This window comes from Pseudomonas sp. NFX15, from assembly GCF_049132105.1.
Lineage (GTDB): Bacteria > Pseudomonadota > Gammaproteobacteria > Pseudomonadales > Pseudomonadaceae > Aquipseudomonas.
In genome coordinates this window covers 45,169-60,968 of sequence record NZ_JAFMPV010000024.1, presented here as the reverse complement: position 1 = coordinate 60,968, position 15,800 = coordinate 45,169, and the positions used below count along the sequence as shown (strand labels likewise).

Below are 15,800 nucleotides of genomic sequence, written 5' to 3'. Positions count from 1 at the left end.
CAGGCTCGCTCCTACAGTTGTTTAAGGCATGCTGGAAATTGGCGATTCTGTCATGTCGTTCTACTACTAAGGTCGTCTGGAACCTGGCTCGCAGCCGCATACAGTGGATATCGTTCCAACAATAATCTGTGCTGCGAGGATAAAAACAATGAACGACAGCATTTACCTCTCGATTCAAAATAGCCCGCGCTTCAAGGAGCTGGTTAGCAAGAGGGAACGATTCGCCTGGATTCTTTCGGCGATCATGCTTGGGCTTTACTCCGCTTTCATCCTTTTAATTGCCTACGGGCCGCAAGTGCTGGGGGCGAAAATCAGTCCCGAGTCTTCGATTACCTGGGGCATACCGATTGGCGTCGGGCTGATTATTTCAGCCTTCGTCCTCACCGCTATCTATGTACGTCGTGCCAATGGCGAGTTTGACGACCTGAACAATGCGATTCTCAAGGAGGCTCAGCAATGATCCGGCGTCTACTGGCTCTACTGGGCATTGCAGCCTTTGCTCCCGCCGTCTGGGCGGCCGACGCCCTGACCGGCGAAGTTCACAAACAACCGCTCAACGTTTCTGCGATCGTGATGTTTGTCGTGTTCGTCGGTGCAACCCTATGCATCACGTACTGGGCGTCCAAGCGCAACAAGTCGGCCGCCGATTACTACGCGGCGGGCGGCAAGATCACCGGTTTCCAGAACGGCCTGGCCATTGCCGGTGACTACATGTCGGCGGCGTCTTTCCTGGGGATTTCCGCGCTGGTGTTCGCATCTGGCTACGACGGGTTGATCTACTCGATCGGCTTCCTGGTGGGCTGGCCGATCATCCTGTTCCTGATCGCCGAACGCCTGCGTAACCTGGGCAAGTACACCTTTGCCGACGTGGCGTCCTATCGCCTGGGGCAAACCCAGATCCGCACGCTGTCCGCCTGCGGCTCGCTGGTGGTGGTGGCGTTCTACCTGATCGCCCAGATGGTGGGTGCCGGCAAGCTTATCCAGCTGCTGTTCGGTCTCGACTACTACGTGGCGGTGATCCTCGTTGGCATCCTGATGTGCCTGTACGTGTTGTTCGGCGGCATGCTGGCGACCACCTGGGTACAAATCATCAAGGCTGTCCTGCTGCTGTCTGGCGCATCGTTCATGGCGCTGATGGTGATGAAGCACGTCAACTTCGACTTCAACATGCTGTTTTCCGAGGCGATCAAGGTTCACCCTAAAGGTGAAGCGATCATGAGCCCGGGCGGCCTGGTGAAAGACCCGGTCTCGGCGTTCTCCCTCGGCCTGGCGCTGATGTTCGGTACCGCCGGCCTGCCACACATCCTGATGCGCTTCTTCACCGTGAGTGACGCAAAGGAAGCGCGCAAGAGCGTGCTGTACGCCACCGGTTTCATTGGCTACTTCTACATCCTGACTTTCATCATCGGCTTCGGCGCGATCCTGCTGGTCAGCACCAACCCTGCGTTTAAGGATGCGGCGGGTGCATTGCTTGGCGGTAACAACATGGCCGCGGTGCACCTGGCCAATGCGGTCGGTGGCAGCATCTTCCTTGGCTTCATCTCGGCGGTGGCGTTCGCGACCATCCTGGCGGTAGTTGCTGGCCTGACCCTGGCCGGTGCTTCGGCGGTGTCTCACGACCTGTACGCCAGCGTGATCAAGAAGGGCAAGGCCAACGAGAAGGATGAGATTCGTATTTCGAAGATCACCACTGTCGCTCTGGGTGTGTTGGCCATCGTTCTGGGCATTCTGTTCGAAAGCCAGAACATCGCCTTCATGGTGGGCTTGGCGTTCTCCATCGCGGCGAGCTGCAACTTCCCGGTGCTGCTGCTTTCCATGTACTGGAAAAAGCTGACCACCCGCGGTGCGATGATCGGCGGCTGGATGGGCCTGATCAGTGCGGTAGGCCTGATGATCCTTGGCCCAACCATCTGGGTGCAGATCATGCATCACGAGAAGGCTGTCTTCCCGTATGAATACCCGGCGCTGTTCTCGATGATCATTGCCTTTGTCGGCATCTGGTTCTTCTCGGTGACCGACAAGTCGACAGCGGCAGATAACGAACGCGCGCTGTTCTTCCCGCAGTTCGTTCGTTCGCAAACAGGCTTGGGGGCGAGTGGGGCGGTTTCGCACTAAGGCCACTGGGCTTTATATATAAGTTGTAGTGATACCAAATGCCCCGGTCGAGAGATCGGGGCATTTTTATTGGGCGTTAACCGAACGCAATTGCAAGTTGTGCCCAATCCTGTCGGAGCGAGCTTGCTCCGAAAAACGAATGAGCGCCACGTTTAGCCAGATGCCACGCGTCATCGTTGACGTCCATCGCTGGCAAGCCAGCTTCTACAATGGTTGTGCGCAAACAAAAACGGCCTCTATTCAATAGAGGCCGTTCTCGGTGCAACTCAAGACGTTATCGCAAGACACGTCTTACTTGCGGTCTTCCAACTTGGTGATGTCACGCGACTCGTAGCCGGTGTACAGCTGGCGTGGACGGCCAATCTTGTACGGGCTGGAGAGCATTTCTTTCCAGTGGGAGATCCAGCCAACGGTCCGCGCCAGGGCGAAGATCACGGTGAACATGCTGGTTGGAATGCCGATCGCCTTGAGGATGATCCCCGAGTAGAAGTCGACGTTCGGGTACAGCGAGCGCTCGATGAAGTACGGGTCGGTCAGGGCGATCTCTTCCAGGCGCATGGCCAGTTCGAGTTGCGGATCGTTGTTGATGCCCAGTTCCTTCAGTACTTCGTCGCAGGTCTGCTTCATTACAGTCGCGCGAGGATCGCGGTTCTTGTAAACGCGGTGACCGAAGCCCATCAGTTTGAACGGATCGTTCTTGTCCTTGGCCTTGGCGATGAATTTGTCGATGTTCGAAACATCGCCGATTTCATCGAGCATGGTCAGTACGGCTTCGTTGGCACCACCGTGGGCAGGGCCCCACAGTGCAGCGATACCGGCGGCGATACAGGCGAACGGGTTGGCACCCGACGAGCCGGCCAGGCGTACGGTGGAGGTCGACGCGTTCTGCTCGTGGTCGGCATGGAGGATGAAGATCCGGTCCATGGCCTTGGCGAGTACCGGGCTGATCGGTTTGATCTCGCACGGGGTGTTGAACATCATGTGCAGGAAGTTTTCCGCGTACGACAGGTCGTTGCGCGGGTACATCATGGGTTGGCCCATGGAGTACTTGTAAACCATCGCTGCCAGGGTCGGCATCTTGGCAACCAGGCGGATCGCGGAAATTTCGCGATGCTGCGGGTTATTGATGTCCAGGGAGTCGTGGTAGAAGGCCGAGAGGGCGCCGACTACACCGCACATGACGGCCATTGGGTGGGCGTCGCGACGGAAGCCGTTGAAGAAGGTCTTCAGCTGCTCGTGAACCATGGTGTGGTTCTTCACGGTGCTGACGAACTGGGCCTTCTGTTCTGCGGTCGGCAGTTCGCCGTTGAGCAGCAGATAGCAGGTTTCCAGGTAGTCCGACTTTTCAGCCAGCTGTTCGATCGGGTAGCCACGGTGCAGCAGGATGCCATTATCACCGTCAATGTAGGTGATCTTCGACTCGCACGAAGCGGTCGACATGAAACCAGGGTCAAAGGTGAAGCGGCCCGTGGCGGTCAGGCCTCGAACATCGATAACGTCGGGACCAACGGTGCCGGTTAAAATGGGCAGCTCGACGGGGGCTGCGCCCTCGATGATCAACTGCGCTTTTTTGTCAGCCATGTGGCCTCCTATTTATGCTTGAAATCATCAGACAGACCCCCCACGCAGGGCCCGCACCACTATAGTGAGATAAATTCGAATGTCAATTTGCCTAAAGTCTTGCCCCAGAAGGCTTTAACCGGACTTTTTCCTCGAAATTGACTGCCATTTACGCCTTTTATGTCAGTTGCGCAATCCGCTGTTTGGGTTAGGTGATTGCGTTGTCATTAAAAGCCTAACTGTCTATACTCGGCCACCGACCGCCAAGGGCTTTTGGGCTTGCTTTCATTGGGGGTCGCATCCCTGGGTGGTGGTTACCTGACCAGTGCACTCCCCAACAACTTTGCCCTGATTGTTAGGGGCTCTTCAGTGTGAAAAAAAAGCCGTGAAAAGCCAACGACCTGTAAACCTAGACCTAAGGACCATCAAACTCCCAGTCACTGCTTACACGTCCATTCTTCACCGTATTTCCGGTGTCATCCTCTTCGTGTGCCTTGCCATCATGCTTTATGCATTGGACAAGTCGCTGAGCTCTGAGGAAGGCTTCGGTCAGGTGAAAGCGTGTCTGACCAGTCCGCTAGCCAAGCTAGTGATTTGGGGCATCCTGTCCGCTCTGCTGTATCACATGGTCGCCGGTGTGCGCCATTTGATCATGGACATGGGCATCGGTGAGACGCTGGAAGGCGGCAAGCTGGGCTCGAAAATCGTTATCGCCGTTTCCGTGGTGGTAATCGTTCTGGCAGGAGTTTGGATATGGTAACTAACGTCACGAACCTGTCGCGTTCGGGCCTCTATGACTGGATGGCGCAGCGCGTTTCTGCGGTCGTTCTCGCGGCTTACTTCATTTTCCTGATCGGATACGTCGTGGCCCACCCTGGCCTCGAGTTCGCCCAGTGGCATGAACTGTTCGCCCACAACGGGATGCGTATCTTCAGCCTCCTGGCCCTTGTTGCCCTCGGCGCTCACGCCTGGGTCGGCATGTGGACCATCGCGACCGACTACCTGACGCCAATGGCGTTCGGCAAGTCCGCAACGGCTATACGTTTCCTTTTCCAGGCAGTATGCGGCGTTGCGATGTTCGCTTACTTCGTCTGGGGTGTGCAGATTCTCTGGGGTATCTGAGTCATGGCTAACATTCCAACGATTTCTTTCGACGCCATCATTATTGGTGGTGGCGGTGCCGGCATGCGCGCAGCGCTGCAGCTGGCACAAGGTGGTCACAAGACTGCCGTGATCACCAAGGTTTTCCCGACCCGTTCGCACACTGTATCCGCCCAGGGCGGCATCACCTGTGCCATCGCGTCCGCCGACCCGAACGATGACTGGCGCTGGCACATGTACGATACCGTCAAGGGTTCCGACTACATCGGTGACCAGGACGCTATCGAATACATGTGTCAGGAAGGCCCGGCTGCCGTTTACGAGCTGGACCACATGGGCATGCCATTCTCGCGTACCGAGCAAGGTCGTATCTACCAGCGCCCATTCGGCGGCCAGTCCAAGGACTACGGTAAGGGCGGCCAGGCTGCGCGTACTTGCGCGGCGTCCGACCGGACCGGTCACGCCCTGCTGCACACCCTTTATCAAGGCAACCTGAAAGCCGGTACCGTGTTCCTGAACGAGTACTACGCTGTCGACCTGGTGAAGAACGGCGAAGGTGACTTCGTCGGTGTGATCGCGATCTGCATCGAAACCGGTGAAACCACCTACATCCGCGCCAAGGCCACCGTATTGGCTACCGGCGGTGCAGGCCGTATCTACGCTTCGACCACCAATGCCCTGATCAACACCGGTGACGGCGTCGGCATGGCACTGCGTGCCGGCGTGCCGGTGCAAGACATCGAAATGTGGCAGTTCCACCCGACCGGTATCGCCGGCGCCGGTGTACTGGTGACCGAAGGTTGCCGTGGTGAAGGGGGTTACCTGATCAACAAGCACGGCGAGCGTTTCATGGAGCGTTATGCTCCGAACGCCAAAGACCTTGCCGGTCGTGACGTGGTTGCCCGTTCGATGGTTAAAGAAATCATCGCCGGCAACGGTTGCGGTCCGAATGGCGACCACGTAATGCTCAAACTCGACCACCTGGGCGAGGAAGTGCTGCACAGCCGTCTGCCAGGCATCTGCGAACTGTCGAAGACTTTCGCACACGTTGACCCGGTTGTTGCGCCGGTTCCGGTTGTTCCAACCTGCCACTACATGATGGGCGGCGTTGCCACCAACATTCACGGCCAGGCGATCACCCAGAACGCCGAAGGCGTGGACCAGATCATTCCTGGTCTGTTCGCTGTAGGTGAAGTGGCTTGCGTATCGGTTCACGGTGCCAACCGTCTGGGCGGCAACTCGCTGCTCGACCTGGTGGTATTCGGTCGCGCTGCCGGCCTGCACCTGGAAAAAGCGCTGACCGACGGCATCGAATACGACGACGCTACCGAAGCCGACATCGACGCTGCCTTGTCGCGCCTGAATGCACTGAACAGCCGTACTGATGGCGAAGACGTGGCAACCCTGCGTCGCGAACTGCAGAGCTGCATGCAGAACTACTTCGGTGTATTCCGTACCGGCGAATACATGCAGAAGGGTATTGCCCAGCTGGCCGATCTGCGCAAGCGTATCGCCAACGTCAAGATCAACGATAAGTCGCAGGCGTTCAACACTGCGCGTATCGAAGCTCTGGAACTGCAAAACCTGCTGGAAGTGGCCGAAGCAACCGCTATCGCTGCTGAAGTTCGTAAAGAGTCCCGCGGTGCTCACGCCCGTGAAGACTTCGAAGACCGCGACGACGAAAACTGGCTGTGCCACACCCTGTACTTCCCGGGTGACAAGCGCGTCACCAAGCGTGCCGTGAACTTCTCGCCGAAGACTGTTCCGACTTTCGAACCTAAAGTCCGGACTTATTAAGGGTGACCGCCATGTTGCAAGTCAGCGTTTATCGTTACAACCCTGATCAGGACGCCGCGCCGTTCATGCAGGAATTCCAGGTTGATACCGGTGGTAAAGACCTGATGGTGCTGGACGTACTGGCCCTTATCAAAGAGCAGGACGAAGGTTTCTCCTATCGTCGCTCTTGCCGTGAAGGTGTTTGCGGTTCCGACGGCATGAACATCAACGGCAAAAACGGCCTGGCGTGCATCACGCCGCTGTCCGCCGTCGTAAAAGGTAACAAGTTGATCGTTCGTCCTCTGCCAGGTTTGCCGGTTATCCGTGACCTGGTCGTCGATATGAGCATCTTCTACAAGCAATACGAGAAGGTTAAGCCATACCTGCAGAACGACACGCCGGCTCCGGCCATCGAGCGTCTGCAGTCCCCTGAAGAGCGTGAAAAGCTGGACGGTCTGTACGAGTGCATCCTGTGCGCCTGCTGCTCGACTTCCTGCCCGTCCTTCTGGTGGAACCCGGACAAGTTCCTGGGCCCGGCTGCCCTGCTGCAAGCGTACCGCTTCCTGGCAGACAGTCGCGACACCAAGACGTCCGAGCGTCTGGCTTCGCTGGATGACCCGTTCAGCGTATTCCGCTGCCGCGGGATCATGAACTGCGTCAACGTTTGTCCGAAAGGCCTGAACCCGACTAAGGCCATCGGTCACATCCGTAACATGTTGCTCTCCAGCGGCGTGTGATTCAGCTGTTGTAAACGCAGTACCGCTGTACCCGTGGATGCTACGGCGCAGGCTTCAACCGGCGCCGTAGTTTTAACCTGAGCAGCAGCTTAAAAGGCTGCGGCTCTTATTTTGAAGAAATGAGACAAGCAGGGGCATCCGGGCTGGTACCCGGACTATCAGTGTGATCCTAGTGGCTTGTTTTGGTCGCTGCATTCGGACTTCTGCAAGTTTGCTCGGTGTCGACACCGATGGTGTTCCCCTAACCGAGGGTGACCAAGCATGCAAGAAAGCGTGATGCAGCGCATGTGGAACAGTGCCTACCTATCCGGTAGTAACGCTGCCTATGTGGAAGAGCTCTACGAGCTCTACCTGCACGACCCTAACGCTGTGCCAGAAGAGTGGCGCACCTACTTCCAGAAGTTGCCTGCTGACGGCAACTCTGCCACCGATGTTTCGCACTCGACAATTCGCGATCATTTCGTCTTGCTGGCAAAGAACCAGCGCCGCGCCCAACCGGTTTCCGCCGGCAGCGTGAGCAGTGAGCACGAGAAGAAGCAAGTTGAAGTGCTGCGATTGATCCAGGCCTACCGTATGCGTGGCCACCAGGCAGCCCAGCTTGACCCGCTGGGACTGTGGCAGCGTCCTGCACCTGCAGACCTGTCGATCAATCATTACGGCTTGACCAATGCCGATCTTGATACGACCTTCCGTGCCGGCGACCTGTTCATCGGCAAAGAGGAAGCGAGCCTACGCGAAATTCACGAAGCGTTGCAGCAGACATATTGCCGCACCATCGGCGCTGAATTTACGCACATCACCGATTCCGAGCAGCGCCAGTGGTTCCAGCAGCGTCTGGAAAGCGTGCGTGGCCGTCCGACGTACTCCGCCGACATCAAGAGCCACCTGCTTGAGCGCGTGACCGCCGGTGAAGGCCTGGAAAAATACCTGGGCACCAAGTACCCGGGTACCAAGCGCTTCGGTCTGGAAGGCGGCGAAAGCCTGATTCCGATGCTCGACGAGCTGATCCAGCGTTCCGGTTCCTATGGCACCAAGGAAATCGTCATCGGCATGGCCCACCGTGGCCGTCTGAACGTGCTGGTCAACACCTTCGGCAAGAACCCGCGCGAGTTGTTCGACGAGTTCGAAGGCAAGAAGAAAGTCGAGCTGGGTTCCGGTGACGTTAAATACCACCAGGGCTTCTCGTCCAACGTGATGACCACGGGCGGTGAAGTTCACCTGGCCATGGCGTTCAACCCGTCCCACCTGGAAATCGTTTCCCCGGTGGTCGAGGGTTCGGTTCGCGCCCGTCAGGATCGTCGTAACGACCCGACCGGCGAGAAAGTTCTGCCGATCTCCATTCACGGTGACGCGGCATTCGCCGGTCAAGGCGTGGTCATGGAAACCTTCCAGATGTCGCAGACCCGCGGTTTCAAGACCGGCGGTACCGTGCACATCGTGATCAACAACCAGGTCGGTTTCACCATCAGCAACCCGCTGGACTCGCGCTCCACCGAGTACGCGACCGACGTCGCGAAAATGATCCAGGCGCCGATCCTCCATGTGAATGGTGATGATCCGGAAGCCGTATTGTTCGTGACCCAGTTGGCCATCGACTACCGCATGCAGTTCAAGCGTGACGTGGTCATCGACCTGGTCTGCTACCGTCGTCGCGGCCACAACGAGGCCGACGAGCCAAGCGGCACCCAGCCGATCATGTATCAGCAGATCACCAAGCAGCGCACTACCCGTGAGCTGTACGCCGATCGTCTGACCCAGGGCGGTGTGCTCGACGCTGAGCGTGTTCAGGCGAAAGTCGACGAATACCGCAACGCGCTGGACAACGGTCTGCACGTGGTAAAAAGCCTGGTCAAAGAGCCGAACAAAGAGCTGTTCGTGGACTGGCGTCCGTATCTGGGCCATGCCTGGACGGCGCGTCACGACACGCGTTTCGATCTGAAGACCCTGCAAGAACTGTCCGCCAAGCTGCTGGAAATTCCGGAAGGCTTCGTGGTTCAGCGCCAGGTTGCGAAGATCTACGAAGACCGTCAGAAGATGCAAGCCGGCGGCCTGCCGATCAACTGGGGTTACGCCGAAACCATGGCATACGCGACCCTGGCGTTCGAAGGTCACCCGATTCGCATGACCGGCCAGGACATCGGCCGCGGTACGTTCTCGCACCGTCATGCTGTGCTGCACAACCAGAAAGACGCGGGTACCTACATCCCGTTGCAGAACCTGTACGACGGTCAACCACGCTTTGACCTGTACGACTCGTTCCTGTCGGAAGAAGCGGTACTGGCATTCGAATACGGTTACTCGACCACCACGCCGGATGCGCTGGTGATCTGGGAAGCCCAGTTCGGCGACTTCGCCAACGGTGCGCAGGTTGTAATCGACCAGTTCATCACCAGCGGCGAGCACAAGTGGGGCCGTCTGTGCGGTCTGACCATGTTGCTGCCACACGGTTATGAAGGTCAGGGCCCTGAGCACAGCTCGGCGCGTCTGGAGCGTTACCTGCAACTGTGCGCCGAGCACAACATTCAGGTAGCCGTACCGACCACGCCGGCGCAGATCTACCACTTGCTGCGTCGTCAGGTGATTCGTCCTCTGCGCAAGCCGTTGATCGTGCTGACGCCGAAGTCGTTGTTGCGTCACAAGCTGGCCATCTCGACCCTGGAAGACCTGGCCGAAGGTTCGTTCCAGACCGTGATCCCGGAAATCGATGCCCTGGACCCGAAAAAGGTCGAGCGCGTTGTTCTGTGTAGCGGCAAGGTCTACTACGACCTGCTGGAAAAACGCCGTGCCGAAGGCCGTGAAGATATCGCCATCGTGCGTATCGAACAGCTGTATCCATTCCCTGAGGACGACTTGAAGGAAGTCCTGGCTCCTTACACCAACGCCAAAGCTGCCGTTTGGTGTCAGGAAGAGCCGATGAACCAGGGTGCCTGGTACTGCAGCCAACACCACTTGCGTCGCAGCATCAGTAACCTCAACAAGTCTCTCGTACTTGAGTACGCGGGCCGTGAGGCTTCTGCTGCACCGGCATGTGGTTACGCATCGATGCACGCTGAGCAGCAGGAAAAACTGCTGCAAGACGCCTTTACTGTTTAACGCCTTCGCGCACCTGAAACCGAATTTAAGGACCCACAGATAATGGCTATCGAAATCAAAGCCCCCACTTTCCCGGAATCGGTTGCCGATGGCACCGTTGCCACCTGGCACAAACAACCGGGCGATGCGGTCAAGCGCGACGAACTGATCGTCGACATCGAAACCGACAAAGTCGTACTGGAAGTTCTGGCGACTGCTGACGGCGTGCTGGGCGCAATCGTCAAGGGCGAGGGCGAAACCGTCCTGTCCGACGAAGTCCTGGGCTCCATCGTTGAAGGTGGCGCTGCCGCCGCCGCTCCTGCTGTTGCCGCTCCGGCCGCTGCACAGGCAGCCGCTCCTGCTGCTGACGGCGAAGACGACCCGATCGCCGCACCTGCCGCTCGCAAGCTGGCTGAAGAAAACGGCATCAACATCGCTTCCGTTGCCGGCACCGGCAAAGGCGGTCGTGTGACCAAGGAAGACGTGGTTGCAGCCGTTGCTGCCAAGAAAGCCGCTCCGGCTGCCGCGCCTGCCAAGGCGGCTGCGCCTGCCGCCGCCGCTCCTGTGTTCGCCGCTGGCGACCGCATCGAGAAGCGTGTACCGATGACTCGCGTACGTGCAACGGTTGCCAAGCGTCTGGTTGAAGCTCAGTCGAACATGGCGATGCTGACCACGTTCAACGAAGTCGACATGACCGAAGTCATGGCCCTGCGTTCGAAGTACAAGGACCTGTTCGAGAAGTCCCACAACGGCGTACGCCTGGGCTTCATGTCGTTCTTCGTGAAAGCGGCCACCGAAGCGCTGAAACGCTTCCCGGCTGTCAACGCGTCGATCGACGGCGGCGACATCGTTTACCACGGCTACGCTGACGTCGGCGTTGCAGTTTCCAGCGATCGCGGCCTGGTTGTACCGGTTCTGCGTAACGCCGAACTGATGAGCCTGGCTGAAATCGAAGGCGGCATCGCCACCTTCGGCAAGAAGGCTCGCGACGGCAAATTGTCGATGGACGAAATGACCGGCGGTACGTTCACCATCACCAACGGTGGTACTTTCGGTTCGATGATGTCGACCCCGATCGTCAACCCGCCGCAAGCCGCTATCCTGGGCATGCACAACATTCTGCAGCGTCCTATGGCGATCAACGGTCAGGTCGTTATTCGTCCGATGATGTACCTGGCGCTGTCCTACGATCACCGTTTGATCGATGGCAAAGAAGCTGTGACCTTCCTGGTGACCATCAAGAACCTGCTGGAAGATCCGGCTCGTCTGTTGCTGGATATCTGATAGAAGCAGCCGTGAGCTGCAAGCCCAGGCCTCGGAAAACCCGCGGCCTGGCTTGTAGCTTGCGGCTTGAAGCTTTTCGCTAAAGAGGAATTTTTGAATGTCGCAGAAATTTGACGTAGTAGTGATCGGCGCCGGCCCTGGCGGTTACGTGGCTGCCATCAAGGCCGCTCAACTTGGCCTCAGCACTGCCTGCATCGAGAAGTACACCGACAAGGAAGGCAAACTGGCTCTGGGCGGTACTTGCCTGAACGTCGGCTGCATTCCATCCAAGGCACTGCTGGACAGTTCCTGGAAGTACAAGGAAGCCAAAGAAGGCTTCGCGATCCACGGTATCAACCACGCTGGCGTGACCATGGACGTGCCAGCAATGGTCGGCCGCAAGGCCACCATCGTCAAAGGCCTGACCTCCGGCGTTGCGACCCTGTTCAAAGCCAACGGTGTGACGTCCATTGAAGGTCACGGCAAGCTGCTGGCCGGCAAGAAAGTCGAAGTCACCAAGCCTGATGGCTCGGTAGAAATCATCGAAGCCGAAAACGTCATCCTGGCACCAGGTTCGCGTCCGATCGACATTCCGCCGGCTCCGGTTGACCAGAATGTGATCGTCGATTCGACCGGCGCCCTGGAGTTCCAAACCGTACCTAAGCGTCTGGGCGTGATCGGCGCTGGCGTGATCGGTCTGGAACTGGGTTCGGTCTGGTCGCGTCTGGGTGCAGAAGTGACTGTCCTGGAAGCCCTGGACACCTTCCTGATGGCAGCTGACGCCGCTGTTTCCAAGGAAGCGCTGAAAACCCTGACCAAACAAGGTCTGGACATCAAGCTGGGCGCTCGTGTTACCGGTTCCAAAGTGAACAGCGACGAAGTCGTGGTGAACTACACCGATGCCAACGGCGAACAGACCATTACTTTCGACAAGCTGATCGTAGCCGTTGGTCGCCGTCCGGTGACCACTGATCTGCTGGCTGCCGACTGCGGCGTGACCCTGGACGAGCGCGGTTTCGTGCACGTTGACGATCACTGCGCCACCACCGTACCGGGCGTCTACGCCATCGGCGACGTGGTTCGCGGCATGATGCTGGCGCACAAGGCCTCGGAAGAGGGCATCATGGTTGTCGAGCGCATCAAGGGCCACAAGGCCCAGATGAACTATGACCTGATCCCTTCGGTTATTTATACTCACCCGGAAATCGCGTGGGTCGGTAAAACCGAGCAGGCCTTGAAAGCTGAAGGCGTTGAAGTTAACGTCGGCACCTTCCCGTTCGCAGCCTCTGGCCGTGCCATGGCTGCCAACGACACCGGCGGTTTCGTAAAAGTCATCGCCGATGCCAAGACCGACCGCGTACTGGGCGTCCACGTGATTGGCCCAAGCGCTGCAGAACTGGTTCAGCAGGGCGCGATCGGTATGGAATTCGGCACCAGCGCTGAAGACCTGGGCATGATGGTTTTCTCCCATCCGACCCTGTCTGAAGCCTTGCACGAAGCTGCTTTGGCAGTGAATGGCGGCGCCATCCACATCGCCAACCGCAAGAAGCGTTAAGACAATAAGAAACCACGGCGGAATGGCCCGTCGTGAGCCTTGCATGCAAGACTCACCGCGGAATATCCGCTGGACGCAGCCTTGCATAGCCGCACCGGGTACCCGGAAACGCTATGCAAGCAGCAGTCACAGGTGGCGCGGCACTCATCAAGAGCGCAGCGCCGAATGCGCAGTACCTAACGAAGACGGTAAAAAGCATGAATCTTCACGAGTATCAGGGTAAGCAGCTGTTCGCTGAATACGGCCTGCCAGTTTCCACTGGTTACGCAGTAGACACCCCGGAAGCAGCAGCAGAAGCTTGCGACAAAATCGGCGGCAGCGAGTGGGTTGTCAAAGCCCAGGTCCACGCCGGTGGTCGCGGTAAAGCGGGCGGCGTAAAGCTGGTTCGCAGCAAAGAAGACGCCAAAGCCTTCGCACAGCAGTGGCTGGGCAAGCGTCTGGTGACTTACCAGACTGATGCCAATGGTCAGCCAGTCACCAAGATCCTGGTTGAGTCGTGCACTGATATCGCTAAAGAGCTGTACCTGGGCGCTGTCGTTGACCGTTCGAGCCGTCGCATCGTGTTCATGGCTTCCACCGAAGGTGGCGTGGACATCGAGAAAATCGCTCACGACACGCCAGAAAAAATTCTGAAAGCCACTATCGATCCGCTGGTTGGCGCTCAGCCATTCCAGGGTCGCGAGCTGGCATTCCAGCTGGGTCTGGAAGGCAAGCAAGTTGCTCAGTTCGCCAAGATCTTCGTAGGCCTGGCCAAACTGTTCAAGGATCACGACCTGGCCCTGCTGGAAGTGAACCCGCTGGTGATCAAGGCTGACGGCGACCTGCACTGCCTGGACGCCAAGATCAACATCGACGCCAACGCCATGTACCGTCAGCCGAAGCTGAAGACTTTCCACGATCCGTCGCAAGACGATCCGCGCGAAGCGCATGCTGCCAAGTTCGAACTGAACTACGTAGCACTGGAAGGCAACATCGGTTGCATGGTCAACGGTGCTGGCCTGGCCATGGGTACCATGGACATCGTCAACCTGCATGGCGGCAAACCAGCCAACTTCCTCGACGTGGGCGGCGGTGCTACCAAGGAACGCGTTACCGAAGCGTTCAAGATCATCCTGTCCGACACTAACGTCGCTGCAGTTCTGGTCAACATCTTCGGCGGCATCGTTCGTTGCGACATGATTGCCGAAGGCATCATCGGCGCTGTGAAAGAAGTCGGCGTGAAAATCCCGGTTGTTGTTCGCCTTGAAGGCAACAACGCTGAGCTGGGCGCTAAAGTACTGGCAGAAAGCGGTTTGAACATCATCGCTGCTACCAGCCTGACCGACGCTGCTCAACAAGTCGTTAAAGCTGCGGAGGGCAAATAATGAGCGTCCTGATCAATAAAGACACCAAAGTTATCTGCCAGGGTATTACCGGTTCGCAAGGTAGTTTCCACACCCAGCAAGCCATCGAGTACGGCACCAAGATGGTCGGTGGTGTAACTCCAGGCAAAGGCGGCACCGAGCACCTGGGTCTGCCAGTGTTCAACACCGTTAAAGACGCAGTAGCTGCCACCGGCGCTACCGCCAGCGTGATCTACGTTCCGGCTCCTTTCTGCAAGGACTCGATCCTGGAAGCTGCTTTCGGCGGCATCAAGCTGATCGTCTGCATCACCGAAGGCATTCCTACCCTGGACATGCTGGACGCTAAAGTTAAGTGCGACGAACTGGGTATCACCCTGATCGGCCCTAACTGCCCAGGCGTGATCACCCCAGGCGAATGCAAGATCGGCATCATGCCAGGTCACATTCACTTGCCAGGCAAGGTCGGTATCGTTTCGCGTTCCGGCACCCTGACCTACGAAGCTGTGAAGCAGACCACTGACGCCGGTTTCGGTCAGTCGACTTGCGTCGGCATCGGCGGTGACCCGATCCCGGGTTCGAACTTCATCGACATCCTGAAGCTGTTCCAGGAAGACCCGAAGACCGAAGCGATCGTAATGATCGGTGAGATCGGCGGTTCGGCTGAAGAAGAAGCGGCTGCCTACATCAAGGCACACGTGACCAAGCCGGTTGTTTCCTACATCGCGGGTGTGACTGCTCCTCCGGGCAAGCGCATGGGCCATGCTGGCGCAATCATCTCTGGCGGCAAAGGCACTGCAGACGAGAAATTCGCTGCTCTGCAAGACGCAGGTGTTAAAACCGTGCGTTCGCTGGCAGACATCGGCAAGGCCTTGGCCGAGCTGACCGGTTGGGCTGTCAAGTAAGCCTCGCGCTTAGCTGACGCTTCACCCAACAAAGGCCACCTTCGGGTGGCCTTTGTCGTTTCCGGACTTGTAGGCGCCGGCTTGCCGGCGAATGAGGCGACGCGGTGTGTCAGGTATGGCGCTTTCGCTGGCAAGCCAGCTCCTACAAGGTGAAGTATCGTACGTAAACGCGACACAAAGATGTCGTATATCGGATAGTTCGCCCCGTAACAGTGCGTTTTCGGCCCAAGTTCGTTAGGCTACGCGCCATTTTTGCGTCCTGCTGCCCACAAGGCGGCAACGCGCTTAAAGGGTCGGTCTTTTACGGACTGACAGCATTTCCCTCACCCATAGGGAAATCCCTCTCTAAATTCCGATTCAGTAGTGTGGTATTTCC

The 15,800-nt window shown here is 57.9% G+C and carries 12 protein-coding genes; 11 read left to right on the top strand and 1 reads right to left on the bottom strand.

The window, feature by feature from the left end; all coding sequences use genetic code 11:
- Positions 1–148 precede the first annotated feature (148 nt).
- Both J1D76_RS21860 and J1D76_RS21855 read left to right on the top strand, forming a co-directional pair.
- Positions 149–460, top strand: coding sequence for a DUF485 domain-containing protein (locus J1D76_RS21860; protein ID WP_421140423.1), 312 nt, complete (start codon positions 149–151; stop codon positions 458–460).
- Positions 457–2,115, top strand: coding sequence for a cation acetate symporter (locus J1D76_RS21855; RefSeq protein ID WP_421140422.1), 1,659 nt, complete (start codon positions 457–459; stop codon positions 2,113–2,115). The genes J1D76_RS21860 and J1D76_RS21855 overlap by 4 nt, the downstream gene beginning before the upstream one ends.
- Before the next feature lie 291 nt (positions 2,116–2,406).
- Here the strand turns inward: J1D76_RS21855 and gltA are convergent, their stop codons facing one another.
- A complete protein-coding gene (gene gltA, locus J1D76_RS21850; protein ID WP_421140421.1) occupies positions 2,407–3,696 on the bottom strand; it encodes a citrate synthase in 1,290 nt (429 codons plus the stop codon).
- 364 nt (positions 3,697–4,060) lie between these two features.
- On the opposite strand from gltA, the gene sdhC reads away from it, so the two are divergent.
- The 9 genes from sdhC to sucD all read left to right on the top strand — a co-directional run bounded on the left by sdhC (position 4,061) and on the right by sucD (position 15,424).
- Entirely contained in the window at positions 4,061–4,435 is a 375-nt protein-coding gene (gene sdhC / locus J1D76_RS21845; protein ID WP_421140420.1) for a succinate dehydrogenase, cytochrome b556 subunit, read from the top strand.
- Positions 4,429–4,797 carry a succinate dehydrogenase, hydrophobic membrane anchor protein gene (sdhD, locus tag J1D76_RS21840; protein ID WP_421140419.1) on the top strand — a complete coding sequence of 123 codons (369 nt, stop codon included), beginning with the start codon at positions 4,429–4,431 and terminating at the stop codon, positions 4,795–4,797. Before sdhC ends, sdhD begins: the two co-directional genes overlap by 7 nt.
- A 3-nt stretch (positions 4,798–4,800) precedes the next feature.
- Positions 4,801–6,573: a succinate dehydrogenase flavoprotein subunit gene (gene sdhA, locus J1D76_RS21835; RefSeq protein ID WP_421140418.1), complete on the top strand. Its 1,773-nt coding sequence runs from the start codon at positions 4,801–4,803 to the stop codon at positions 6,571–6,573.
- Positions 6,574–6,584: 11 nt separating this feature from the next.
- The gene (locus J1D76_RS21830; protein ID WP_003223007.1) at positions 6,585–7,289 is read left to right on the top strand and encodes a succinate dehydrogenase iron-sulfur subunit; all 705 of its coding nucleotides are present in this window, start codon (positions 6,585–6,587) and stop codon (positions 7,287–7,289) included.
- Between the two features lie 261 nt (positions 7,290–7,550).
- On the top strand, positions 7,551–10,382 hold the full coding sequence (locus tag J1D76_RS21825) for a 2-oxoglutarate dehydrogenase E1 component (protein WP_103394791.1): 2,832 nt from the start codon (positions 7,551–7,553) through the stop codon (positions 10,380–10,382).
- A 42-nt stretch (positions 10,383–10,424) separates the two neighbouring features.
- Complete coding sequence (gene odhB / locus J1D76_RS21820) at positions 10,425–11,645, top strand: 2-oxoglutarate dehydrogenase complex dihydrolipoyllysine-residue succinyltransferase (RefSeq protein WP_421140417.1); 1,221 nt, start codon at positions 10,425–10,427, stop codon at positions 11,643–11,645.
- 97 nt (positions 11,646–11,742) lie between these two features.
- Positions 11,743–13,179, top strand: coding sequence for a dihydrolipoyl dehydrogenase (gene lpdA / locus J1D76_RS21815; RefSeq protein WP_421140416.1), 1,437 nt, complete (start codon positions 11,743–11,745; stop codon positions 13,177–13,179).
- Between the two features lie 197 nt (positions 13,180–13,376).
- Complete coding sequence (gene sucC, locus J1D76_RS21810; RefSeq protein WP_007919879.1) at positions 13,377–14,543, top strand: ADP-forming succinate--CoA ligase subunit beta; 1,167 nt, start codon at positions 13,377–13,379, stop codon at positions 14,541–14,543.
- Positions 14,543–15,424, top strand: a complete 882-nt coding sequence (gene sucD / locus J1D76_RS21805) for a succinate--CoA ligase subunit alpha (RefSeq protein ID WP_008032672.1) — start codon at positions 14,543–14,545, stop codon at positions 15,422–15,424. The genes sucC and sucD overlap by 1 nt, the downstream gene beginning before the upstream one ends.
- Positions 15,425–15,800 lie beyond the last annotated feature (376 nt).